General features: G+C 47.3%; 24 protein-coding genes. 10 read left to right on the top strand and 14 right to left on the bottom strand.

Annotated elements, in window-relative coordinates:
* Positions 1-84: 84 nt before the first annotated feature.
* The 9 genes from KNQ08_RS01725 to KNQ08_RS01685 all read right to left on the bottom strand — a co-directional run bounded on the left by KNQ08_RS01725 (position 85) and on the right by KNQ08_RS01685 (position 8,157).
* On the bottom strand, positions 85-669 hold the full coding sequence (locus KNQ08_RS01725; protein WP_214804444.1) for an NUDIX hydrolase: 585 nt from the start codon (positions 667-669) through the stop codon (positions 85-87).
* The gene (locus tag KNQ08_RS01720) at positions 666-1,247 is read right to left on the bottom strand and encodes a CDP-alcohol phosphatidyltransferase family protein (RefSeq protein ID WP_023467668.1); all 582 of its coding nucleotides are present in this window, start codon (positions 1,245-1,247) and stop codon (positions 666-668) included. The genes KNQ08_RS01725 and KNQ08_RS01720 overlap by 4 nt, the downstream gene beginning before the upstream one ends.
* A 1-nt stretch (position 1,248) precedes the next feature.
* Complete coding sequence (locus KNQ08_RS01715) at positions 1,249-2,136, bottom strand: ABC transporter ATP-binding protein (RefSeq protein ID WP_064300242.1); 888 nt, start codon at positions 2,134-2,136, stop codon at positions 1,249-1,251.
* A complete protein-coding gene (locus tag KNQ08_RS01710; protein WP_244290108.1) occupies positions 2,108-2,857 on the bottom strand; it encodes an ABC transporter permease subunit in 750 nt (249 codons plus the stop codon). Before KNQ08_RS01710 ends, KNQ08_RS01715 begins: the two co-directional genes overlap by 29 nt.
* Positions 2,854-3,612: an ABC transporter permease family protein gene (locus KNQ08_RS01705; RefSeq protein WP_064300243.1), complete on the bottom strand. Its 759-nt coding sequence runs from the start codon at positions 3,610-3,612 to the stop codon at positions 2,854-2,856. Before KNQ08_RS01705 ends, KNQ08_RS01710 begins: the two co-directional genes overlap by 4 nt.
* Positions 3,599-4,795 carry an ABC transporter substrate-binding protein gene (locus tag KNQ08_RS01700; protein WP_214804442.1) on the bottom strand — a complete coding sequence of 399 codons (1,197 nt, stop codon included), beginning with the start codon at positions 4,793-4,795 and terminating at the stop codon, positions 3,599-3,601. The genes KNQ08_RS01705 and KNQ08_RS01700 overlap by 14 nt, the downstream gene beginning before the upstream one ends.
* A gap of 19 nt (positions 4,796-4,814) precedes the next feature.
* Positions 4,815-5,573 (bottom strand): SDR family NAD(P)-dependent oxidoreductase, encoded by a 759-nt coding sequence (locus KNQ08_RS01695; RefSeq protein ID WP_075642049.1) that lies wholly within the window; start codon positions 5,571-5,573, stop codon positions 4,815-4,817.
* On the bottom strand, positions 5,573-6,544 hold the full coding sequence (locus tag KNQ08_RS01690) for an MBL fold metallo-hydrolase (RefSeq protein WP_214804440.1): 972 nt from the start codon (positions 6,542-6,544) through the stop codon (positions 5,573-5,575). Before KNQ08_RS01690 ends, KNQ08_RS01695 begins: the two co-directional genes overlap by 1 nt.
* Before the next feature lie 173 nt (positions 6,545-6,717).
* On the bottom strand, positions 6,718-8,157 hold the full coding sequence (locus KNQ08_RS01685) for an NADP-dependent glyceraldehyde-3-phosphate dehydrogenase (protein WP_050678501.1): 1,440 nt from the start codon (positions 8,155-8,157) through the stop codon (positions 6,718-6,720).
* Positions 8,158-8,375: 218 nt separating this feature from the next.
* Between KNQ08_RS01685 and KNQ08_RS01680 the strand changes: the two genes are divergently transcribed.
* Positions 8,376-9,254: a chemotaxis protein CheV gene (locus KNQ08_RS01680; protein WP_023467660.1), complete on the top strand. Its 879-nt coding sequence runs from the start codon at positions 8,376-8,378 to the stop codon at positions 9,252-9,254.
* Between the two features lie 46 nt (positions 9,255-9,300).
* On the opposite strand, the gene KNQ08_RS01675 is transcribed toward KNQ08_RS01680, so the two are convergent.
* A complete protein-coding gene (locus tag KNQ08_RS01675; RefSeq protein WP_023467659.1) occupies positions 9,301-9,669 on the bottom strand; it encodes an Hpt domain-containing protein in 369 nt (122 codons plus the stop codon).
* A 122-nt stretch (positions 9,670-9,791) separates the two neighbouring features.
* Here KNQ08_RS01675 and KNQ08_RS01670 point away from each other — a divergent pair, with 122 nt between their 5' ends.
* A complete protein-coding gene (locus tag KNQ08_RS01670) occupies positions 9,792-10,727 on the top strand; it encodes a magnesium transporter CorA family protein (protein ID WP_023467658.1) in 936 nt (311 codons plus the stop codon).
* Positions 10,728-10,807: 80 nt separating this feature from the next.
* On the opposite strand, the gene KNQ08_RS01665 is transcribed toward KNQ08_RS01670, so the two are convergent.
* Positions 10,808-11,911 (bottom strand): PP2C family protein-serine/threonine phosphatase, encoded by a 1,104-nt coding sequence (locus KNQ08_RS01665; RefSeq protein ID WP_035408959.1) that lies wholly within the window; start codon positions 11,909-11,911, stop codon positions 10,808-10,810.
* Between the two features lie 126 nt (positions 11,912-12,037).
* On the opposite strand from KNQ08_RS01665, the gene ytzI reads away from it, so the two are divergent.
* Together ytzI and KNQ08_RS01655 are read left to right on the top strand one after the other, a co-directional pair.
* Complete coding sequence (gene ytzI / locus KNQ08_RS01660; RefSeq protein ID WP_023467656.1) at positions 12,038-12,211, top strand: YtzI protein; 174 nt, start codon at positions 12,038-12,040, stop codon at positions 12,209-12,211.
* A 134-nt stretch (positions 12,212-12,345) separates the two neighbouring features.
* Complete coding sequence (locus KNQ08_RS01655) at positions 12,346-12,897, top strand: hypothetical protein (RefSeq protein WP_023467655.1); 552 nt, start codon at positions 12,346-12,348, stop codon at positions 12,895-12,897.
* 52 nt (positions 12,898-12,949) lie between these two features.
* Here KNQ08_RS01655 and KNQ08_RS01650 read toward each other — a convergent pair whose 3' ends face one another.
* Both KNQ08_RS01650 and KNQ08_RS01645 read right to left on the bottom strand, forming a co-directional pair.
* The gene (locus KNQ08_RS01650; protein ID WP_023467654.1) at positions 12,950-13,534 is read right to left on the bottom strand and encodes a YdcF family protein; all 585 of its coding nucleotides are present in this window, start codon (positions 13,532-13,534) and stop codon (positions 12,950-12,952) included.
* Between the two features lie 361 nt (positions 13,535-13,895).
* Positions 13,896-14,720, bottom strand: a complete 825-nt coding sequence (locus KNQ08_RS01645; RefSeq protein ID WP_149427005.1) for an endonuclease I family protein — start codon at positions 14,718-14,720, stop codon at positions 13,896-13,898.
* A gap of 355 nt (positions 14,721-15,075) precedes the next feature.
* On the opposite strand from KNQ08_RS01645, the gene amyS reads away from it, so the two are divergent.
* The gene (gene amyS, locus KNQ08_RS01640; RefSeq protein ID WP_432277378.1) at positions 15,076-16,599 is read left to right on the top strand and encodes an alpha-amylase; all 1,524 of its coding nucleotides are present in this window, start codon (positions 15,076-15,078) and stop codon (positions 16,597-16,599) included.
* Between the two features lie 45 nt (positions 16,600-16,644).
* On the opposite strand, the gene KNQ08_RS01635 is transcribed toward amyS, so the two are convergent.
* Entirely contained in the window at positions 16,645-17,259 is a 615-nt protein-coding gene (locus KNQ08_RS01635) for an NAD(P)-dependent oxidoreductase (protein ID WP_149427003.1), read from the bottom strand.
* Positions 17,260-17,440: 181 nt separating this feature from the next.
* Between KNQ08_RS01635 and KNQ08_RS01630 the strand changes: the two genes are divergently transcribed.
* From KNQ08_RS01630 to KNQ08_RS01610, 5 genes are read left to right on the top strand one after another with little or no spacing between them, the layout of a single operon-like run.
* Complete coding sequence (locus KNQ08_RS01630) at positions 17,441-18,130, top strand: hypothetical protein (protein ID WP_149427002.1); 690 nt, start codon at positions 17,441-17,443, stop codon at positions 18,128-18,130.
* Positions 18,131-18,147: 17 nt separating this feature from the next.
* The gene (locus KNQ08_RS01625; protein ID WP_149427001.1) at positions 18,148-19,071 is read left to right on the top strand and encodes an AAA family ATPase; all 924 of its coding nucleotides are present in this window, start codon (positions 18,148-18,150) and stop codon (positions 19,069-19,071) included.
* Positions 19,072-19,077: 6 nt separating this feature from the next.
* Positions 19,078-20,145: a DUF58 domain-containing protein gene (locus tag KNQ08_RS01620; RefSeq protein WP_149427000.1), complete on the top strand. Its 1,068-nt coding sequence runs from the start codon at positions 19,078-19,080 to the stop codon at positions 20,143-20,145.
* A gap of 28 nt (positions 20,146-20,173) precedes the next feature.
* Positions 20,174-21,034: an ABC transporter permease subunit gene (locus KNQ08_RS01615; protein ID WP_149426999.1), complete on the top strand. Its 861-nt coding sequence runs from the start codon at positions 20,174-20,176 to the stop codon at positions 21,032-21,034.
* Entirely contained in the window at positions 21,034-22,062 is a 1,029-nt protein-coding gene (locus tag KNQ08_RS01610) for an ABC transporter permease (protein WP_149426998.1), read from the top strand. Before KNQ08_RS01615 ends, KNQ08_RS01610 begins: the two co-directional genes overlap by 1 nt.
* Positions 22,063-22,081: the final 19 nt, after the last annotated feature.

Genomic DNA, 22,081 nt, shown 5'->3' with positions numbered 1-22,081 from the left:
ACGAATGTACGATTAAAAAAAAGACCTGCGAGCGAAATCACATTCGATCGTAGGTCTTCATGCGTTATTTCTTTCCCATTCTTTCTATTTACGTAATTGCTCGATTCCCTGTCGGACATGTCTCCAGTAAGAAGAAGGATGCGGAACGAATTGACGACGATCGAACCATTCGCCTGTCGTGTCCTGAATGCGCTCGATGGACATGTCCGCGATTCGTTCAAACTGCTCGATTGAAAAAGCAATCAATCGCTTCACTTCTGTTTCCTGGAGGACGTATGCGTCTATCGCTTGATCACTTCGAGCAAGAAAGACATGGCATCGCTCACAGTCCCAGAGCGACGCATCCCGAAACTCATCTTCCTGGATGCCAAGCGGTATCAATTGATCAAAGGTACATGTCAAACCAATCTCTTCCTCGAGTTCCCGGACACCATCCTCGACTGTCTCATTCGCAAGCAAGTGACCCGCTGCCGTGATATCAAGCATTCCTGGAAAGTCCTTCTTTTGTTCAGACCGTTGCTGGAGCAACACGACGTCCCGCTTTGGATTATAGACGAAACAATGAAACGTTTCATGCCACAAGCCGTTTGCGTGGACTTCTGATCGTGGACGAGGTCCGAGCAGGTTGCCCGCTCGATCCACGGTCATGATCATCTCTTGTTCACTCATCGCAACACCTTCGAAGCTTGATGGAACCGCTCCCCGACCGTATAGAGTTCAGCAATCAAGAAGACAATTGCGATCCAAATGATGGCGCTTGGGAACAGGATCATCGCTGTTAGGAATAAGAACCCTTCCGTCCGCTCGACGAGTCCCGGTTGATATTGAAAAGACTTGTAGCCGTAATTTTCACTGACCGCTCCGATTGCAAGGAACATCGTCATCCCAATGACGAATGATGCGACGAGCAACAGAATAACGACCTGTGTTTCCGGAAACCGAAGCGCAAGACCAATCAATACTGACAGCTCGACGATCCGGTCGAGAACAAGGTCAAGAATCGTGCCGATTGGAGTCGTCTTTTCTTTTCGTGCCATCGTTCCATCGATGACATCAAGCATGCCCGAGATCCACAACAAGACAATCGCCGTTCCCATCATGTCGTTATAGACGAAAAAGCCCGTCGCACCACCGATGATGCCGGAGATGATCGTCACCTGTGTCGCCGATAATCCAATTTTCTTAAATAAGGTCGCCCCTTGATCAAATAGGGGTTGAACGATTTTACGCGCACGCGTATCTAACATGTCACCCCTCCTTTCTAACGATATAGCCTTCTTTCTCATGAATCGTCTCGTCTGAAGAGAGCACGAGTCGTTCTCCGGATGCTCGTTCGACTTCGTAGAATCGAACACCGTATTGAATGAGTTCTTTCGTAATCGTAACACGTTCATCCGTCTCCTTCGTCGGTCTTGAGACCAAGTTGACTGCCGTCAACGGATGCCATGTTTCTTCAATTTGAATGCCTTCGCCAAAAAACGGGCTGGTCTGGCTCAGCGTAATCGGTGTACCATGATCGACGATTCGCCCCTGTTCTAAGACATAGACGATATCCGCCATCGCCATTGCCTCTTCCCGATCGTGTGTGACAAGGAGTGTCGTGACACCTTGTTCCTCGGTCAACTTCCGAATCAATGTCCGTAGTTCCCGTCGTCTCGGTACATCTAGACTCGAGAACGGTTCATCGAGCAACAAGAAGTCCGGTTGACTTGCCAGCGCACGAGCTAAACTCGCCCGCTGCTGTTCGCCCCCTGACAATTCGTGAACAGCACTTTTTCCTCTTCCCTCGAGTCCGACGCGATGTAACCAGGATTCGAGCTCGATCGGTGTTAATTGTTTGGCGCCGAGACGGATGTTCTGTTCGACGTTCAAATGTGGGAACAACAGCGACCGTTGAAACATCATCGTCACACCTCGCTGATTTGGTGAAAGGACAGTCACATCTCGGTCGCCGAACTGAATCACTCCACTCGTCACACGTTCGAGACCTGCAATCAGGCGGAGAAGCGTCGTTTTCCCACTACCACTCGGTCCGACTAAAGCCACACATTGTCCAGATGCGATATTTAAATCGATATCAGACAATACATGCTTCGTTCCAAATCGTTTATTGACTTGTTGTATCGTGACTTCCATTTAAACGCCTCCGTACGATTCGTATCCAACTAGAAAAAATAACGGCTTGTCCAGCATAAAAGAGAATGGGCAACCCGATCAACCACAGCGTCGCTAGACGCGCCGCCCCTTGCGAATTACCAGAATACGCCGGGAATACTTCGAGTGATATCATGCGGACGATCCCACCACCAATCAACGCAACTAGTGCATACTGACTGATCGTGATCACCGTGACGAGTAGCGTCACGGATTGTAACGTCGACCGAAGCATCGGTCCCGTCAAATAGAACCAACGCTTGAACCGGTTCCCCTCAATCAAGACCATCTGTTCAAGCATCCGTTCTCCGAGCGCCTGAAATCCGTTCGTGTACAAACGAACTGTATACGGCAAGGTCGGCAGAAGCAACACGAGCAGGACACCGAAAAATCGATCTGCCAAACCAAGACGGATCCATGTCAAATAGAGACCGAATGATAGCAATAACACGGGAACGAACAGCGGCAAACTAATCAAGAACTCTGCTATACGAATCCGTTTCCCCGTTTGAAAGGCAATCGCTTTTCCTGCCATGTACCCGAAGAGATGATTTAACAATACGACGGCACAAATCATCGCGACGGTCGTGCCGAGCGTCGCTTCTAGGCGCGGATTCCAACTCCACTCTCCTGGAATCAAACCGATTAAAGGAACGATGAACAGGAGTACAACGAATACGATCACACTGATTTTTTTCATCATTCGCTTCGCCCCCTACTGATCTTCGTTGCCAGTGGGCGTGTCAAACCAGTCATAAGCAATAGCAGGAGGAAGAGTCCTCCCGTCAAGACGACACTCATTGCAAAAGCGAGTGGTTGCTCCGATAAATCGCCTTGTGTATACAAATCGAACGCATAGACTCCAAGTAGTTTTGGATAGGTCACGCCGAGCAGTGCTGGAATCTCATATGCGAACAGGATGAAGGCAAGCAAGATAAATGCTGCCTCAAGCATCGGAACGAGCAGGAAAACACCCCGCGCATGCCAGAATCGGCGCACTGGTGATAAACCGAGCATCATACCGAGTTCTTGATAACGCGAATCAAGGCGCCGGACCACCGGTAAGAGATAAAAAAACACGAACGGAATTTCTTTATACAGATACGTCAAGATGACACTAAAATAATTCCCTTCATGCGGTCCGATGACAGGCACATCACTCAAATAGAGAATCGCGAGGTATGCTGCTCCTAGATGAGGGATGAATAAAGGAATCGCAAGTAACGCAGCTAGTCTTGTTCTGCTCAAGAGCCTTGCGAGCACCACACCAATGATCAGCGCGAGCACCGTACTGACGATGGCCACGTAACTGCTGACGGCTAGACTCTCTAAAAAGACCTCATCCGTCAGTAGCTCGCGGTAATCAGCAGATGTCGTCATCGAGATACTGACCCATAACCCGTATAAGACCATGCCTGCCATCAAGAGTGCAGCAGGATACGCGTTACCGCGCCACACGAGACGGCCATTCCTTACGGATCATCTCGAAAATGGATGGGTCGAGTTCCGTCCGGACCTTTCCTTCAAAGACGCTTGGCTTTGGTGTCGACGGTGCAGCCGGTACATCAGCGAATTGCTTTTGTTCTGATGAATCAAGTGTCGATAAATTAAGACTCGTTCCGTCTCCCCAATACGTCGCATCGTATTTTTTCAACTGTGCTTCTGGTGATAACAATGTATTGATCGCTACGAGTGCGCCCTTCGGATTCGGTGCGTTGAACGGTACGGAAAGGAAATGCGTCGACGCGATTGATCCATCCTTCAAGACGATCGGACGTGTTTGTTTCGGAAACGTTCCTGACTTCACTTCTTGTTCAGCCCGTCGTTCGTTGAAGCCCATCGTGAAATCAACGTCTCCCTTCGCGTATAACTGATCGAGTTGGGCAAGTGTCTTTGGATAGGTCTTCCCTTTTTTCCAGAGATACGGTTTGATTTCGTTCAAATAAGCCCATGTCTTCTTGAAGTCTGCTTTCGGGTCTTTTAAGGTTTCATTCGATTCGACACCATACATGACGTGGCGGACGAAGGCATTCCCCGTAAAGTCCGTCACTTCCGGATAAGTGAAACGTCCTGGATTTTCCTTGACCCATGACTTCAGTGCTTTCAAGTCGGTCGGTGGCGACTTCACGTCAGCTGCGTCATAGTGCAACGTATATTGAACTTTCCCCCATGCGGCTTCAAGTCCGTCTGTTTTCGTACCACTATCTGAACTCTGTGCGGCAGCATCAACATATTTCATGTTCGGGAGGACTTTTGTGATTTCTCCATACAGTAAATCATCTTTTTTAGCATTTAAAAAATTATCGCCATTGATCCAGACGACATCGATGACACCTTTTTCCTTACCTGCCTGTTTCTCAGCACGCAGTTTTTGAATGATATCCGCCGTCTCGATCGGGACCCGTTCTAACGTGATGTTGTGTTCCTTCTTCAGACGCGGTGCTACGTATTCATCGATGTAGGCATTGATGCCGTCATCGCCGCCCCACATATACATCCGAACCGTTGACTTTTCCGCTTCTTTTTCGATCGTCTGATAAGAAGTCCCTAAGACATTCTTCGGTTCCGGTGTCGCATCCGGTGTTCCACAGCCTGCGAGCAGCGTACCTAGGGCAAGAAAGCTGATTACCTTTGTTTTCATTTGTCGTTCTCCTCCGTCATCACTTTTTATCGAAGCCCGGTTTTCCTAACCACTCGATCAACCGTGGCATCACGCCGTACCCTTTTGCCGATAGCTCCATCCACCATGGTGCATTGACTTCACGTTTACGCCGCTCTATTGCTCGGACGACAGTCGAAGCTAGTCGTTCTTTCGATAGGACGATAGAAGCGACATTTTGCTCATACTTCCGGTCGACATCCGCACGGACAAAAAATTCTGTCGCGATCGGTCCTGGATTGACCGTCATGACGTGGATGCCTTTTGGACGTAACTCCAGACGTAACGCGTTCGAAAACTGCAACATCGCTGCTTTCGTCATGCAATAGATCGTTGATTTCGGTGTCGGCAACTTCCCCGCCTGACTGGCCACGTTGACGATCATGCCACCTTCTTTGAGTAATGGCAGACATGCCTTCGTTAAGCGAACGGGACTTAAGACGTTGATCCGGTGCATCGACTCAATCGTTTCAATCGAGGTATCGTCTAAGAAGCTGAATTCCCCGAAACCTGCGTTATTAATCAAAATATCAATCCGTCCATAACGATTTGCGAGTGTTTTTGCAAGAATTTCAGGCGCCTTTTCCAAATCGTAGACCAGGTAGTCTGCCTGGAGTTCAGATGCTAACGTTTGTAATCGATCCTCGCGTCGTGCAATTAAAATCAAGTTTGCGCCTTCTTTATGCAGAGTGCGCGCCAGTGCTTCCCCGAGTCCACTTGAAGCACCCGTGATGACAATCGTCCGGTTGATGAGCTGCATTAGACTTCCTCCGCTTTTGAATAGTAGAGGATACCTGATCGTTTCTCGACCGTGATCGCACCGCGGGCGACGAGTGTATCGAGACGTGCTTTCATCTCACTCATGACAAGAGGGAATGATTTTTTTAATCGGTTTCCATACGTCACTTGTGCTAATTCGAATAACGTATGTTCTCCCGTAAAATACTTCAAGAGCTGATCACCACGTGCTTTGCGTTGCATCAATCGTTCTTCGACGAGTACCGCAACATCTCGAATCGGAGCACCATGTCCAGTGTAGGCGATTCGAATCTGCTCACTTTGTAATTTTTCTAAAGAGTCAAGATACGCAAGAACAGGACGTTTTACGAGCACATCATCACCTGGTTGTGGTTGCTCGAGCAATGGATTCGGCTCGACCCGGTCGAGCAGGTGATCAGCCGCGAACAACACACCATCGTCACTTAGTATTCCGATTTGGTCACTTGCATGCCCCGGTAGTTCGATGACCCGGTATCGCCCAGACGGCGTAATCGCGTCGCCTTCTTTTAATGTAAAATCAAGTTGACCTTTTCCAAGCCATTTCAAGGCAGATTGATAGCTTGGTAACATCTCTTGAATCGCTAGCGGAACGCCAAACGATGTCGCCAATCGACGCAAGAATGCGTCCCCGTTTTTCAAGAAGGTCTCGTCCTGTTCCAAGTATGGGCGTAATCGCGCATGTCCATAGACGGGAATGCCTTTCTCTGAAAAGCGATGTGCCATCCCAGCATGATCCGCATGGTGATGTGTCACGATGACACGATCTAAATCCTCGACCTGAAGTTCATGTCGTGCAAGCGTCCGTTGCATCGTTTGCCATGCTTCAAGCGTATCCGGTCCACAATCAATGAGGATGTTTTCCCCTTCCGTTCGTAGTACATAGCAGTTCACGTCTCCAACCGGAAATGGTGTCGGAATCGGAATCGGGATGATTTCGTCTGATACAGTCATACCTACACGCCTCTTTTCTCTCGTCCATTTTCTTTCATTATAGAGAGAATGAAGCTATAGCGCCAAACTTTGTGCGTCAAAGGGTGACATTTGTTTTCTAGCTTACGTTACGGCGTGAGAAATGGATGCACAAAAAACCGACCTTTCCGCAGATTGAAAGGTCGGTCAGAAACTTATTTTAAGTTGAGGACTGTTAATTTGTCGCGTGTCATCGAAGCTAAGCTACGTCCGACGCCTTGAACGCCGAGACCCGATGATTTCACACCGATGAATGGGAAGTGGTCAGGACCACGTTCCGTCCGACCATTGATTTGAACAGAACCTGTTTCAAGCGCATCCGCTACTGCAAACGCAGCATCGATATTCTCTGTGAAGACACTTGCTTGAAGACCGTATTCTGATTCGTTTGAGTATGCAATCATTTCGTCGACTGAGTTGACACGGATGATTGGAAGAACTGGTCCGAACGGCTCTTCCCAAGCAACGCGCATGTCGCGTGTCACGTTGTCAAGAAGTGTTGGTTCGATCAAGTTCGCCGTACGTCCGCCACCTGAGACGAGCGTTGCGCCTTTGTCTGTTGCGTCCGTGATCAAGCCTTCGACGAAGTCCGCTGATTTCGTGTCGATGAGCGGCACGACGACACTGTCTTGTTCAGGTGAACCGACTGTCAATTTCGCGATTCGTGTCTTGAGTTCTTCAATGAGTGCATCCGCTTGATGATCAAGAACGAAAACGCGTTTGATTGCTGTACAACGTTGACCTGAGTAAGAGAACGCCCCACTGATGATATGGTCTGCCGCAAGTGACAGATTCGCATCTTCAAGAACGAGCGCTGGGTCTTTTCCACCAAGTTCAAGGACAAGTGGAATCATTGCCGATTGACGCGACAAATGTTGTCCTGTGCCTGTACCACCAGTAAATGTGATCATGTTGATACCCGGGTGAGCCGTCAAGTAATCACCGATGACCGATCCACGACCTGTGACGATGTTGACGAGTCCAGCCGGAAGACCTGCTGCGACAAGTGCCTCGACCATCAAGATACCGCTGATCGAACCTTGTGTTGCCGGTTTGAAGACGACGGCGTTTCCTGTCATGAGGGCAGGTGCAAGTTTTGCTGCTGCCAAGTTGACTGGGTAGTTGAACGGTGAAATCGCAAGCACGACGCCGAGTGGTGCTTTTTTGATGACCGCGATTTTTTTCGCGCTACCACCAGGGAACGAATCCCCTTGCATCATCTGACCGTCGAAACGGAGACCTTCTTCCGCTGTGTAGCGAATGATTTCAGCTGTCCGTTTGACCTCTTTGACGCCATCTGCACGTCCTTTACCGACTTCGCGCATAATGACTTCACCGATTTCGTCCGCACGTTTTTCGAGTTCCGTTGCCCAAGCGTGAAGCAATTCAGCCCGTTTGTTCGCTGGTTGTTTTGCCCACTCTGCTTGTGCCGCTTTCGCTGAAGCGATGGCACGATCGACTTCCGGTTTTGTCATCGCTTGGACGCGACCGACAAGATCCTCTTTATATGGTGAAGAGATTTCAATCGTCTCTTTTGATTCACTTTCATGCCATTGTCCATCTAGTAAAAATGTGTAGGTTGTTGCTGTAGTCATTCCACTCTACCTCCATTTATTTTTATCTCTCTCATTTCAGTGTGTGGCTGCATAGCTTATTGTAATCAATTGGTCTGACAAATGCCAAACTTTTTGCTTAACATATTATGAAAGCGATTACAAAACTTTTTTTGTCAATTCAGAACTAGAATTTTTAGCGTAGCATGCCGATAACTAGTCAGAAGTGAAGTGAAGGTAATGGAAAGGGGCACAACCATATGTATAATCAGCACGATATTTTATTAGAAGCCGGCACGAACGAACTCGAGATCGTCATCTTCCATTGCGGACCATACACGTTTGGAATCAACGTCATGAAGGTTCGGGAAATCATCGTTCCGCTCCCGATGACACCACTCCCAGGTACACCGGACGCTGTTAAAGGATTGATTGAACTGCGTGGCGAAGTCATGACAGTCATCGATTTGCCGACGGTCATTGGTGTTCCACACGATGAAGCAACCGAGGATCGATTGATCATCTGTGAATTTAATGGGGAAAAAAGCGTCCTGCGTGTCGATTCCGTGACGGAAATCCGTCGTATCTCATGGGAACAGATCGATACACCAAACGAACTCGCTCGTGGCATTGAGGGATTAACGAACGGTGTCGTCAAAACGGGCGACAAAATGATCATCTTGCTCGACTACGAAAAAATCGCACTTGAGCTCTCACGCAAGGATATCTTCGCCCGCGAAGAAGGGCGTCGCGTCCAGTCCCGTGACCGGTCCGACAAAGTCATCTGGATTGCCGAAGACTCGGAAATGCTCCGGACGTTGATCATCGAAACACTCGAGGAAGCCGGTTACCATGGTCTGAAATGGTTCATCAATGGTAAGGAAGCTTTTGATGCGTTTGAGAACGGAAGCAACTGTGACCTCCTGATCACCGATATCGAGATGCCGAAGATGGATGGACTACACTTGACGAAACGACTCCGTGAAGATGATCGTTATGCGGAATTGCCAATCATCGTCTTCTCTTCCTTGATTTCCGACGATTTACGCCATAAAGGTGAGTCGGTTGGTGTCAATGCACAAATCACGAAACCGGAAATCGGTCGTTTGATCGAAACGGTCGATTCATACGTCTTATAAGAAAAAAAGCCGACAGCATGTCGGCTTTTTTGATCTATTCGATTGCTCAACGCAGCGCGTCAAGATTTTTTCCAGTAAACACATCGAGCCAGACGACACGGAATTCCACCATGCATTGCTCAATCCGATCGACGATTTCTTGTGTTCCGGTCATTGAACCAGATTCTGCTTCTTTTTCAAGCAGTTCGAAATCATCAGCTAAATCATCAGCGGCAACGGAATAGGAAGCACCTTTTAGCAAGTGAGCGAGCTTTTCAGTTTGCTCAGCATCTTGCTTGGCGACGGCATCTTTTAGTTCAGGAAACTTTCGATCGAACTGCGCGATATACGTTTCTCCGATTTTTTGAAGGAACGCGTGATCCCCACCCGCGATCGATTGAAGTTCTTCGAGCTTCTTAGCATTAAAAAAAGGCATGTCTTCCCCTCCTCTGTTTTCATCTTATCACTAATCTTCGTAAAAAAAAATCGGAGAATCATTTACACGCCATCGTTTCTATTTCTATAATGAGACAGTGAAGAGCAGGAGGGATAGACAATATGTTGACGATTTATCGAAGCGATGTCACCGGGGCAGTCAACGAGATACAGGAGTTCACGAAGGGTTCCTGGATCCATCTTGTCAATCCGACAAAGGACGAAGCCGACCAAGTCATCGCTGCTACGAATATTCCAGAGGATTTCATTTATGACCCTTTGGACGTGGAAGAAAAACCACGTTTTGAAAAAGATGAAGAAGGTCTACTGATGATCGTCGACGTTCCCTACATCGAAGAAGAATCATCAGGACGCCGTTATAATACGATTCCGCTCGGTATCATCGTGACATCCCGTCATTTCATTACCGTTTGTTCGCAACAGCTCGATGTCCTGACGTTATTCTCGAGTGGTAAGTTGCGAGGATTCCGGACGAATTACCGATCGCGCTTCGTATTCCAGATTCTCTATAAAGTCAGTTCCTCGTATTTACGTTTCTTGCGTCAAATCGATCGTCGTATGGACGAACTTGAGGAAGAACTTCAACGTTCGATGCGAAATCAAGAAATCTTTCAATTGATGAACCTTCAAAAATCATTGGTCTATTTCATGACGTCCTTGAAATCGAACGATGGTGTGCTCGACCGAATCATTAAGACTCCGAGTCTTGAGAAACATGAAGATGATGAAGATTTACTGGAAGACGTCTTCGTCGAACACCGACAAGCGATGGAGATGGCTCAAATCTATAAAGACATCATCAGTTCGACGATGGATACGTTTGGTTCTGTCATCTCGAACAACGTCAACTTCGTCATGAAGTTCCTTGCCTCGATTACGATTGTCATCTCGATTCCGACGATGATTTCCGGGATGTTCGGGATGAACGTCCACGTTCCATGGGAAGGAGAAGTCATCGGATTCTGGATTGTTTTCGGTATGATGATCTTCTTCTCTGGTCTTGCCGCCTTCATCTTATGGCGGAGAAGGTTCTTTTAGTTCAAGTAGATTCAGAGCTTGTATGACTCAAAAAAGACTCAGCGACGGTGCTTCCTTCGCTGAGTCTTTTCATTTACAGGTTAATTGATTTCGACCGTCACGAGACATAAGTCATCCGCTTCATCGCTCTGATCCGGTTGAATCAACTGATGGATGTTCGGTCCTTGTTGTTCGATCAGATTCTGGATGGCGTGGATTCCTTCATCAATGCCTTTACTGTAGAGTTCCATGAAACCATCCGTGTACAAGTAAACACATCCTGGTGAGACGATGTCGATCGTCTTGCTCGAATACGTCGAGTCTTCGAACATACCGACAGGAAGTCCCGTATTCTCAAGCGGAATGATTTGATCATTCATGCGTAACAAACCAGGTGGGTGCCCTGCGTTCGCATAGCTAAGCTTCATCTCATCTAGGTCGATGTAGAGGTAAACGGCAGTGAAATAGATTTCTGTCTCGTCTCCCGGGAACAAACGACTCATCTGCTGATTCAATTCTTCAAGTACTTGTGCTGGATCACCAATCCGGTGCACGAGTTCGAACAAAATCGAACTCATTCCCATCGTGATCAGCGCAGAAGAGACACCGTGTCCCATGACGTCAAACAAGATGATGCCGTATTTATTCTGAGAGATGCGGTACCAGGCGTACATATCTCCCGCGAGCTTTTTAGAAGGGATATACGTCGCCATGATGCGGATCTCATCGTCTTCGATATTCGCACTGAGCACACTCTGTTGCAGTTTTTGCGCCAAATCAAAGTCTTCCTGTAATACTTTTTCATATCGTTTTCGCGCATCGATTGCTTGCTTCAGACCAATCGCGTTACGAACTCGCGCGAGCAATTCCGTTTTACGGATCGGTTTCGTCGTATAATCCGATGCTCCTGCATTCAGTCCATCAACGATATCTTCTTCGTTTGATCGCCCGGAAACGATCAGAATCGGTAATTCATCAAGACCAAACCGTTTTCGAATCAAACGTGTCGCCTCGATTCCGCTGATTCCTGGCATTTCGACGTCGAGAAGAACGACGTCCAACTGTTCGATGAATAACGGATCCTCCATCAATTCGATTGCTTCTTCCCCACTCATCGCCTTGACGACGTCATAGCCTTCATTTTCTAACAATCGCTCTAGGAGCATTAAATTCGTTAACTCATCATCTACGACCAAAATACTCATACGCCGTCACCTCGTTCCGTTTAACATGTTTATCTGACATCAGTTTAGCACACAACCTACAATTTCGTTTAGACGGAAGCTGCGTTTTCCGTCATACTAGAAAGTGAACGAAAGGAGGAGTGGACTATGTGGTTATATGTCGTCTCCATTCTCATCATCGTATTCGTCTTGGTCGCCTCGATCATCGTCATTTCGAAAGGATATGGCTACAAAGGCAACAAAGATGATATCGAAATCGATTATGATGAAATCAACCGAAAACTTCGTCACGAAAATGATGATGATTCATCCAACAAATGAACCTCTTAGACCATCATATCACGATGGTCTTTTTTATATTCATTTCAAATACATGTTATTTTTAAATGTTTTTTATTCACTCACAAGGGTATATCCATATCATGGTTAAATATTATCTCAAGGGAGTGTTCATCATGGAACCGAAGCTTCAACATGATCCACACGCAGCACACGCAGAACATCCGAATCGCCAGTTCGATCAGGAAGAATCATCAGGTCGTCAAATCAATCTCGTCACAGGGATGTTGCTCGGTGCCCTTGTCGGCGGTCTATTGACGCTACTTAGTTCTTCGTCTCGCCAAAATACGAAACAGAGTTTACGGGGAGCGAAAGATTCCGTCTCTACCCTCGCTTCTTCTATTAAGGAAGATCCGTCAGGTAAAGCATCACAAGTCATCAATCAAGTGAAGAGTGCTTCAAGCATCATTCAAGAAGTCGCATCTGACGTTCAAAATGTCTATGACAAAGTGAACACAGAGCTTGAAACGGTGAAATCAGATGCCTCGACGGTGAAAGAGACAGTAAATGAGACGAAAGGTGACTTGAATGCAATCAGCAATAAAGTCGTCGAAGCGAAGGATGTCGCACTCGGCAAAGAAGAACCACCTGCTGAGCATGATGCTTCCGACAAACAAGCAAATGATTCTCAATCTTCTGAGGAAAAACATAAAGGTGAAGGCATCTAATCATTCAATGCACTTCTTCTTTATCCCCGACATGTTCAGCATGTCGGGGTTTTTAGCGTAGGAATTGAACAACGATCGCAACGCGTTCGCGCATTCCAAATCGAAGGACTCCTGAAAGTGGCGTTTCAGCCGGAATCGCATCCGTCTGTAAACCAAGTTGTTTCGCCTCTTGTCGCGCACGGTACAGATGAAAGTCTGACGTGACGATCGAGACGCGACGAACGTCCTTTGGCAACAACGCTTTTGAAAATTGTAGATTTTCCGTCGTTGATGTCGAGTCGGCTTCAAGGATCAACCGCTCTTCAGCAATCCCAGATGCCACCATCCCGCGACGCATCGCCTCTGCTTCTGAAATATCTTCATCTGGACCTTGTCCACCGCTCAAGATGAAGCGGACTTCTGAATGTTGTTTCCCATATGCCGCAGCTGCCTGAATCCGGTTATGTAGGATTTGCGACGGTTTTTCTCCTTTGACACCCGCACCGAGGACGATGACATACGGTGACGTCCCATCAGCGAGTGGCCGTTCCCCTTTATTGACGAAAATACCGACACTGTACCAGAAGGCGACACAAGCGACTAATCCCCCACCGACCATCCATTTGATGTTTCGTTTGTTAAACGTGCGTTTGATCATACCGTACGACCTCTCTACTAAAAAATGGCTTACGGTAGGCAATACGAATGGTTCTCCAAAAAAGTTTCAGCATAACAGGTTCGGACTCAATGAAAAAAGGCTGACTCAAAAAAGAATGACGCGTCTTTTCACGCCCTTTCCTCAGGTGAGACACAAGCCAGTTTTCCTGCTTTATTCAAGCAGGAAAGCGGGTCTTATTTGTATCTGACAGCGCAAAGATGCGCTTTTCCCTGTAGGAGTTGCGTGAAACGCGTCATTCTTTTTGTTACAAGATAAGGATGGCAGATCATCATTCTGCCACCCTTATCTTTGTAGAGGCTGACTGTTGAGTCAGCCCCTTTCCTAATTTACTGACTCGTCATCAATTTCCCCAAATTGATGTTACGTATTCCGGATGATCGATGAATGGATTCCGGTTCTTTTGCCACTTCTCGAAGATGACATCGTTGCGACGTTTCTCGAAGCTATCAACAGGGTCAAGCTTATTCCATGCTTTCAGCGTCGACAATTTGCCATGTAACGGGTTCGTACCATTATTGACGTTTTCAGAAGCTTCGAGATCGATTTCTCCGCCACCTTCATAACGAACCGCCATGTAGAAGATCATCCGCGCGATATCACCTTTGACACGGTTCGGTGGTTCCCACGAATCGCTATCGCGATAGCAATCACATCCACTGTATTTCGTACCGCCATTATCGAAATCTAAATTCCCACGTGCGCTGTTGACGACAACGTCTTCCGGACGCAAGTGATGCAAGTCTGTTCCTGGACCGTTTGACGTACCAAAGTCACCGTGTGACTTTGCCCAGACATGTTCACGATTCCATTGACCGACATTCCCACCGTTACTGCTCTTTGAAATCGATTTCCCCGTGTATAACTCGATGACGTTATTCGCATTGTTTGGATCTTGATCCGTTTCTTTCAGTGCTGTCCATACCGTGTCGTATGACACTTGTGTATGATTATCGATGATATCGTGCAGCGATGCCTTCAACGCTGCCCCTGTCTTCCCCGCTGCTGGTAAATAGTACGCATCGATCGTCGATTGTGACGTAACCATCTGCGGACCTGCTGAAACTTGTTTTGGATCAACTGTTTTTGCTGTGACCGGTGTAAAGACGATTGACCCGAGCGCAAGTGTTGCAGCGAGCGCACCTGTGACCTTTGACTTCCAGTTCATGTGTGTTCCCCCTTAAATGGTATGTATGAAAGCGGATGTTACACGCTCATTTTCACACCGAATCCATTCCTGGTGGAAGATGGACGATAGACCTGCTTTTTTGAAGATGAGTCGTCGTTCAGAATATTCATTGAAAGGCAACGGTTAGATGGTCCTGATTTTTTTCATTTATGACGTCAATCCGATCAAAATAGTTCTTCAGAAGAAATATTCTAGGGTCAAAAGTCACGAACAAAAGAGACTTACAAATAAGAATCCGGGACGATATTCCTCCTGTCTGAAGCTTCCCTATAATAAATAATGCAAGCGCTTTCACAAATCATGAGGAGGTCTTTACGTGAAACAAAAAAGATGGATTTTAGCAACCGTCGCATCCGCTGCTTTTTTAGTGCCACTTGCGCAACCGATTGCAGTCGGCGCAACGGCAGACAACGGAACGATGATGCAGTATTTCGAATGGTATGTGCCAAATGATGGTAACCACTGGAACCGTCTCGGGAGTGACGCAACAAAGCTCGATCAGCTCGGGATCACATCGGTCTGGATTCCCCCTGCTTACAAAGGTACCTCGCAAAATGATGTCGGGTACGGCGCCTATGATTTGTACGATTTAGGTGAGTTCAACCAAAAAGGAACGGTCCGTACGAAATACGGCACAAAGGCGCAATTAAAAACGGCGATTGGACAATTGCATACCGCCGGAATCGATGTCTATGGCGATGTCGTCATGAACCATAAAGGTGGCGCTGATTTCACGGAAGCCGTCACGGCAGTCGAAGTCAATCCGGGTAACCGTAATCAGGAAGTCTCTGGCGATTATCAAATCCAGGCATGGACGGGCTTCAATTTTGCAGCGCGAAATAACCTCTACTCGAACTTCAAGTGGAAATGGTACCACTTCGACGGCACGGACTGGGATCAATCGCGTTCAAAAAGCGCCATCTACAAGTTCCGCGGTACCGGTAAAGCGTGGGATACGGATGTCTCAACTGAAAATGGCAACTACGATTACTTGATGTATGCGGATCTCGACTTCGATCATCCAGAAGTCCAGCAAGAAATGAAGAACTGGGGTAAATGGTACGTCAACGAACTTGGTCTTGATGGGTTCCGTCTCGATGCCGTCAAGCATATCAAACACGGTTACTTAGCGGACTGGCTCGCGAACGTTCGTCAGACGACGGGCAAACCATTGTTTACAGTCGCAGAGTACTGGCAGAACGATCTCGGCACGTTGCAAAACTACTTAAGTCGGACGAATTATCAACAATCCGTCTTTGATGCACCGCTTCATTATAGGTTCGAACAGGCAAGTAAAGGCGGCGGGTACTATGACATGCGGACGATCTTTGACGGTACTCTCGTCAAGAGCAATCCAGTCCAAGCCGTCACACTCGTAGAGAACCATGATTCGCAGCCTGGACAATCGCTTGAATCAACGGTTCAGTCATGGTTCAAACCGCTTGCTTACGCGATGATTCTGACACGTGAACAAGGCTATCCGTCGGTCTTCTATGGTGACTACTATGGTACAAAGGGTACGTCGAATCGCGAAATTCCAGCACTCGCTTCGAAGATTGATCCGTTACTTAAAGCACGGAAGGACTTCGCATTCGGGAAACAAAATGATTACCTCGATAACCAAGACATCATCGGTTGGACACGTGAAGGTGTCTCAGACCGTGCGAAATCAGGTCTTGCGACGATTCTGTCAGATGGTCCTGGCGGTAGTAAGTGGATGTACGTCGGGCTTCAGAACAAAGGAGAAGTTTGGACAGACATCACTGGAAACAACACGAAGTCGGTTACGATCAATCAAGATGGCTACGGTCAATTCTTCGTCAACGGTGGTTCGGTCTCCGTCTATCGTCAACAATAAGCAATCAAAAAAGACTCTTCCGTATATGGGAGAGTCCTTTTTTCTTCATTCTGCTAAACCGACACTCGATTTGATATGATCTTCTGTCTCGATTGCCTGTAAGAGGAAATGCGCCACATCTGCGCGATTGATCTGTTTCGCATCTTCCGGTACACCTGTATCTGCTTGACGATAAAGTCCCGTCAACGGACCGTTCAGTAAACGGAGTGGTCGAGCTACCGTATAGTTCAAATCCGCTTGTTGCAAAAGCGCGATCGCTTGGCGGTGATCCTTCAGTGGATTTTTCAGAATCCGCTGAGCGAGCATTCCTTGTACACCCGGTAATTCATCATCAACACCGGCAGACGCAACATAACCGATCCGGTCTACCCCCTGTTTTTTCATCGCTGTCACGATCCGGACGAGACTCCGTTCTAAAAAGCCGCTGTATGCAAGACTTTCAGTGCCAAGAGCCGTCAGGACAGCCTCTTGCCCTGCAACAGCAGTCGTCACCGCTTCTTGATCGAGCACGTCGCCTTTAACGACGTGTAACCGTTCGTCACGTAGTGTCAGTTTTTCCGGACTACGGACGAATGCTGTGACCTCATGCCCGTGATCAATCGCTTGCTTGACCAGTTCTTGCCCCGTTTGACCCGTCGCTCCAAAAATAATCAATTTCATACTAAACACCCTTTCTCTTTCAAGATCCACTGATTCCATCATACCCTCACCACTTGAAAATGAATCGTCTCACCTTGTCTTTATTTTCAGAAAATTGTTTTTATTTGTTAAGCGTGTGTGCTAAAATCTTCCTAAGTACATATGGATATTTTTTCCTTAAAAACAAGAAGGAGGATCGCTTGTGTTACGGCAACGCTTTATCATGTCGCTTGGTGTCATTTTGATTGGTCTGTTCTTGTTTCAAACTACCGCGACGTATATTTATACACATTACATCATGCCGGATCCTTTTAAAAAGCCTTCGATTGCAGAAACTGAAGCGAACGGCGAAATTAGTTTTAAAAACGGTCACTCACCTACTAACACAAAAGGCAAGATGCCTTTTGAACCGATCGATCCACGACCTGGTCCAAAAGAGCTCTGGAAATCCCTTAAAGCGGATGCCTCTGACTCTCCCTTTTCTTATCTACAATATGTCATTTTAATCAGTTTGTTTAGTTTCATGGTCTGGAAACTCGTTCAGTCGCGTCGCGTGAAAAAACGGCGCAGGTCTACAGGAGAAGTAACGGATGACGTTCCATTCGCTCAATCGATCTTTCATCCTACTTCTTTAAGAAAATCGCCTTACCTGTATTCATCGTATTCGTCTTCACGTGTCCGTGATCTCGTCATCCGCTTTGAGCAACACTTACCGCGCAGTCAGCAACGCCGTCCGAACGAAACGCTTGAAGACTGGTTACGTAGGATTGAGGTCCCTGTCGATTTTCAGTTATATCGGAATATTCGCTACGGTGATATGTCGGAAACGATCGTCACGGACGATGAGATTCTACGCTTCGAACAACAACTAGCACGCTACTCAACCATTTAACCTTGGAGGGATTTCCTATGAAACTACAACAATTAAAAGACCAACTCAATTCGATCTATCTCGGTAAACCGGACGTCATTGATCTCTGTCTGACGACACTCATCGCAGAAGGACATATTCTATTAGAAGATGTACCGGGAACGGGGAAAACGATGCTCGCCAAGGCGCTCGCTCAAAGCTTCGAGAGTGCCTTCTCGCGGATTCAGTTCACGGCGGATCTTCTCCCATCAGACGTCATCGGTTCAGACTTCTTCAACTTAAAGACGCAGGAGTTCGAGAATAAACGCGGTCCATTGTTTGCGAACGTCGTCTTGATCGATGAGATCAACCGCGCCGTTCCGCGGACACAATCGGCACTGCTTGAAGCGATGGAGGAACGTCAGGTTTCGATCGGTGGAACGACCTATCAGATGCCAGCCCCATTCTTTGTCATCGCAACACAAAACCCGATCGAATCGGCAGGAACATTCCCACTACCGGACGCCCAACTCGACCGGTTCATGGTCGCAATTGAAGTCGGTTACCCGGATTTCGAGAACGAACGGCGCTTATTATCTGAGATTCTGACGAACGTCCGTCGGTCAGCCGTCGGCATCGCGTCAGGTGGCGACTTGATTTCCTGGCAGGAAGAGGCACGCCGCGTCCATGCATCGCAAGACGTGCTTGATTATCTATTACACATCGTTCAAGCGACACGAAACCATGAACTCATTGAAGTCGGTGTCAGTCCGCGTGGAGCGATTGCATTACTTCGCGCCTCGCAAAGTTACGCTTTCTTGAATCAACGCGACTTCATCATCCCGGAAGATATCAAATATCTTGCAAAACACGTTCTGTCCCATCGCCTGACACTGACACTCGAAGGTGGAATCAAGACGACGAAAGCGGCTGTCTTGACGCATATTCTGGACGACGTGCCGGTTCCGGTCGAGATGGGGTGACGAATCATGCAGATTGAACGTTCCGTTCCGTTTTGGCTTGAACGCCGACTTTTTCCACTGTACGTCACGATGACGTTCATCTTCCTCTTCATTCCGCGTCTTTCCGTCCTCGGTTTCCTGTTTGCAGCCTTGGCGACGATTCATTTCGTCGTCGGGCGAACAGAAAAGCAGCTCCGACGGGACGTCGCAATTGAATGGAAGCACTATGAATCATTGATGTTCAACCAGGAACAGACGACACTCCATTTACAAGTCTTCGGTGTCGAATCCTTGAGTCAGCTTGGACTCGAAGCGACACTTCGTTTGCACACGGATGGCGGAGTCATCTTCCCGGAGATGGATCCACTTCACCCGGCGACGTTTCATGCAGTGATTGACTCTGAAGACGCAGTGACGATCCCGATTCAGACGGTTCGTCGTGGACCAGCCGAATTCGATGAGATCATCTTGACGATTCGTCTGCCGTGGAAGATGGGCGTTTATCTCTTCACGTTCGATACGTATCCGTCGTTTACAGTCTTGCCGTCCTTGACAGCGCAAGCGACGCCATTGCTTTTACAGCATTTACGGATCGGTGATCGACCGGACCGCTACTCACCGCTCAAGAACAAACTGGTTCAGCTTGGTGCAAAACCCTATACGGCGGAACCGTCAAAAGAAATCGATTGGTATGCGACGGCGAAGACCGGTCGCCTGCAGGCGAAAGTGTTCGAAACGAGCAATCAGGATACGTTTACGATTGCCTTGAATTTATCAGCCCCGAGCGGTTACGGTCTCCATCAACAATTTGAGACGTTCATCGAACAAGCCGCATTCCTGATCAGTGAATTAATCAAAGAAGGCTGTAAGATCGAACTATTCCTCAATCGACTCGACGGAGCAAACCGGATGACACATCTCTCGTTACAAGAAGGACAACCGCAATTAAAACATGTCTTGATGACCCTTTCGACGGTCTCGACGCGTGATTCGTTCATCGCGACACAACAGTTCGAACGCTATGTACTGCGCCGGAAACATATGAACAGTCAGTTGATCCAAATTGGCAATGACCGGATCCTCGCCATCGGCTGAGGATCCAAAGAAAGGAGTTTTTCGCCTCATGGTGTTTATCGCCCGAAAATCAATTCAACTCATCATGGCATTTTTTGTCTTGATTGCGATCAGCGCCCTTCCGGCGCTTGTCGCGCAAATGAAATTCAACCCAGCAAGCTACTGGGAAGGTCTGAAGCAACAATTTGCTCAATTAACGAAACTTGATGAGATTACCTATTTCAACGTAACCGCTCAAAAGGAATTCTTGTTGCTTCCTACCATCAGTCCATTCATTAAAGAGACGTTGATCATCTTTACGACAGCTATGTTAGTCTCCGCTGTGTGTGCGATTTTTTATGCTTATTTGTTTTATCGGAGTGGTCGCAAAACACGCATGATGCTGAAACAAACGACGCGGACGCTTGAGATGGTTCCGGATCTGTTCTGGATCATTCTTTCGCAATTCCTTGTCCTCTATCTGTTTAAAACGACCGGGTATGACAAAATCGAAATTGCGGGATCCTATGCTGAGTACATTCGTTTTTTACCGATTCTTACGCTAACGTTGACAACACTATTCTTCTTCATCAAATGGTTAACGACGCAAGTACTCGAACAGGAAGCTGCTCCTTTCCTTGAACTCGCACGGGCTAAAGGCATTCGTCCTGCCGCTCTTTTCTGGAAACATTTGATTCCGACAATGATCTATCGGTTTTATCTGTTTTTCCGAGCGAACATCATTACGGTATTATCGAGTCTCGTGATCATTGAATACACGTTCGAAGTGCAAGGTATGTTCCGGTTCGTCTTTTATAATGGACAAATGCCGATTTTGATGGTCATCTTGTTCTTAATCTATCTGCCGATTTTCATCATTGATTTGTTGGCAGAATGGCTTATTCCGAACGCCTGGAAAGGGGGGATTTGATGCGTCGTACTTTGATGCGAGATCCTGTCTTCTGGCTATGTTTAGTTTTACTTACTGGTTTACTGCTCCTTAGTTTTGGAAATACGATCTTTCGTGATGGTCAAGTCGATCAAATCTCGAACAGGTATGCTGAAGACGGTACGTTCCTTGCGACGTCACCACTAAAACCATCAAGTGATCAATGGCTCGGTACAGACCGCTCTGGCTATGACCTCTTTCAATTGATGATTGAAGGATTTAAATGGACAGCCGGTATTTGTATGATTGTTGCGCTCGGGCGAATGTTTCTTTCGCTAGTGATCGCAATTCCGCTAGCTTTTAGAAGTGCTCGCGTCAATCGATACTTAAAACTTATTCTTGATGGATTTTTAGTTTTACCGCTCTCTCTTGTCGCGTTGCTCATTTTGCTTCCATCACTTACGTTCTTTGATTCGACTGCTATCCCACCGTTGTTCGACCGTGTATCGTTCGAATTAATCGTCTTGATTTTGCTTGGTCTCCCCTCTTTATCGCTTTATCTGATTGCTGAGACCCGTCAGTTACTTAGTCAAGAGTTCATGATTGTCGCCCAGACGCTTGGTGGCAGTCCGTGGCATCGGTTCAGACGCCACATTTGGCCACATCTTGTTCCAACGTTGACAATCGTTTTTATGCAACAGTTCATCCAAACGTTGATGTTACTCGTTCACTTATCACTTTTCAAAATTTTCTTCGCTGGAACGGTTAATTTACATGTCGGAACTGCCCCAACGATTTTTGAGTGGTCCTCGATGTTCGGTTATTACTATAACCAGTTTTCAGCGACATCTTGGCTCAATCATATGTTCCTCGTTCCACTGATTGGACTAGCATTAGTCGTCTTTTTCAGCAATCTATTCATGAGTCGACTCGAACGGGCTTTCCGCTTCCGCCAGCAACTAAAACCAATCAAGCTATCGGCATCTCGTGCTCAAGACGAAGCCGCTGCGTCGTCGATGGTCGATCCCTTTACACCCGTTGCACTGAAATCTCATCACGATTCTGATTGACAATCCATTTTTTTCCTCT

The sequence above is a fragment of the Exiguobacterium sp. s46 genome (assembly GCF_018618875.1).
In the GTDB taxonomy this organism is placed as follows: domain Bacteria; phylum Bacillota; class Bacilli; order Exiguobacteriales; family Exiguobacteriaceae; genus Exiguobacterium_A; species Exiguobacterium_A abrahamii.
Note: the sequence above shows the minus strand (reverse complement) of the source record. Positions and strands in the feature narration are given on the sequence as shown.

What these genes read in the sequence shown, in the direction of transcription:
- KNQ08_RS01610 (WP_149426998.1), top strand. Translation starts at nt 21,034, where the DNA reads ATGCGTCGTACTTTGATGCGAGATCCTGTCTTCTGGCTATGTTTAGTT.
- ytzI (WP_023467656.1), top strand. Translation starts at nt 12,038, where the DNA reads ATGTGGTTATATGTCGTCTCCATTCTCATCATCGTATTCGTCTTGGTC.
- KNQ08_RS01635 (WP_149427003.1), bottom strand. Translation starts at nt 17,259, where the DNA reads ATGAAATTGATTATTTTTGGAGCGACGGGTCAAACGGGGCAAGAACTG.
- KNQ08_RS01700 (WP_214804442.1), bottom strand. Translation starts at nt 4,795, where the DNA reads ATGAAAACAAAGGTAATCAGCTTTCTTGCCCTAGGTACGCTGCTCGCA.
- KNQ08_RS01620 (WP_149427000.1), top strand. Translation starts at nt 19,078, where the DNA reads ATGCAGATTGAACGTTCCGTTCCGTTTTGGCTTGAACGCCGACTTTTT.
- KNQ08_RS01645 (WP_149427005.1), bottom strand. Translation starts at nt 14,720, where the DNA reads ATGAACTGGAAGTCAAAGGTCACAGGTGCGCTCGCTGCAACACTTGCG.
- KNQ08_RS01690 (WP_214804440.1), bottom strand. Translation starts at nt 6,544, where the DNA reads ATGACTGTATCAGACGAAATCATCCCGATTCCGATTCCGACACCATTT.
- KNQ08_RS01680 (WP_023467660.1), top strand. Translation starts at nt 8,376, where the DNA reads ATGTATAATCAGCACGATATTTTATTAGAAGCCGGCACGAACGAACTC.
- KNQ08_RS01710 (WP_244290108.1), bottom strand. Translation starts at nt 2,857, where the DNA reads ATGATGAAAAAAATCAGTGTGATCGTATTCGTTGTACTCCTGTTCATC.
- KNQ08_RS01615 (WP_149426999.1), top strand. Translation starts at nt 20,174, where the DNA reads ATGGTGTTTATCGCCCGAAAATCAATTCAACTCATCATGGCATTTTTT.
- KNQ08_RS01665 (WP_035408959.1), bottom strand. Translation starts at nt 11,911, where the DNA reads ATGAGTATTTTGGTCGTAGATGATGAGTTAACGAATTTAATGCTCCTA.
- KNQ08_RS01725 (WP_214804444.1), bottom strand. Translation starts at nt 669, where the DNA reads ATGAGTGAACAAGAGATGATCATGACCGTGGATCGAGCGGGCAACCTG.
- KNQ08_RS01650 (WP_023467654.1), bottom strand. Translation starts at nt 13,534, where the DNA reads ATGATCAAACGCACGTTTAACAAACGAAACATCAAATGGATGGTCGGT.
- KNQ08_RS01670 (WP_023467658.1), top strand. Translation starts at nt 9,792, where the DNA reads ATGTTGACGATTTATCGAAGCGATGTCACCGGGGCAGTCAACGAGATA.
- KNQ08_RS01655 (WP_023467655.1), top strand. Translation starts at nt 12,346, where the DNA reads ATGGAACCGAAGCTTCAACATGATCCACACGCAGCACACGCAGAACAT.
- KNQ08_RS01675 (WP_023467659.1), bottom strand. Translation starts at nt 9,669, where the DNA reads ATGCCTTTTTTTAATGCTAAGAAGCTCGAAGAACTTCAATCGATCGCG.
- KNQ08_RS01715 (WP_064300242.1), bottom strand. Translation starts at nt 2,136, where the DNA reads ATGGAAGTCACGATACAACAAGTCAATAAACGATTTGGAACGAAGCAT.
- KNQ08_RS01685 (WP_050678501.1), bottom strand. Translation starts at nt 8,157, where the DNA reads ATGACTACAGCAACAACCTACACATTTTTACTAGATGGACAATGGCAT.
- KNQ08_RS01625 (WP_149427001.1), top strand. Translation starts at nt 18,148, where the DNA reads ATGAAACTACAACAATTAAAAGACCAACTCAATTCGATCTATCTCGGT.
- KNQ08_RS01695 (WP_075642049.1), bottom strand. Translation starts at nt 5,573, where the DNA reads ATGCAGCTCATCAACCGGACGATTGTCATCACGGGTGCTTCAAGTGGA.
- KNQ08_RS01720 (WP_023467668.1), bottom strand. Translation starts at nt 1,247, where the DNA reads ATGTTAGATACGCGTGCGCGTAAAATCGTTCAACCCCTATTTGATCAA.